The sequence below is a fragment of the Streptomyces sp. PA03-6a genome, from assembly GCF_033792765.1.
Classification (GTDB): domain Bacteria; phylum Actinomycetota; class Actinomycetes; order Streptomycetales; family Streptomycetaceae; genus Actinacidiphila.
Map to the genome: position 1 here is coordinate 1 of NZ_JARAVK010000628.1, position 594 is coordinate 594.

Consider the following 594-nt stretch of genomic DNA (forward strand, 5'->3'; position numbering starts at 1 on the left):
GGGGCGGACAGCAGGGCTGCCAGCTGGTCGCGCAGGGCCCGCTGGGCGTCCAGCACCTCCCGGTGGGCCTCCAGCATCTCGCTGCGCAGCCCGCGCACGAGCGCGGCGGTGCTCTCCTGCCGGGGCGGCTGTACGGGCAGCGGCGCCCCGAAGATGGCCGGGCCCGGCGGCTCCTGCGGCTCCACGACCGGCACCGGCGGGGCGGCCGCGGCTACGGTCGCGGTCACGGCGGCGGCCGGGATCATCGTGATCGGCTCCCGCTCCAGCACGAGCGCTGGTGCGGGCGGCTGTGCGGCGGGGCTGATCGACATCGCGGTGTCCCATTCCGTGGCGGATTCGGCACCCACGGCGTTCGCCGGGGCGGGGATGACGTTCCCGGTGGACGGCCCGGACGCCCCACCGTGCGTACGGCCCGCGACGGGCACCGGCGCCTCGGTGGAAGCGGGTGCGACGGGCTCCGCGACGGCGGGCACGGATGCGTTGGCCTGCGGCGTCTCCGTACCGGGAACTGTCTCTTAAACACCACTCCGAGACCACGATACCTCTCGACATCCTGTATGCAGCTTTCTACATGAAAAAACAAAACAAAAAAGA

Annotated in this window: 1 pseudogene; it reads right to left on the reverse strand. The window is 72.1% G+C overall.

What is annotated here, in order from left to right:
• A pseudogene (locus PV350_RS46950) lies at window positions 1-473 on the reverse strand (hypothetical protein); the annotation flags it as partial.
• Between the last annotated feature and the right edge of the window lie 121 nt (window positions 474-594).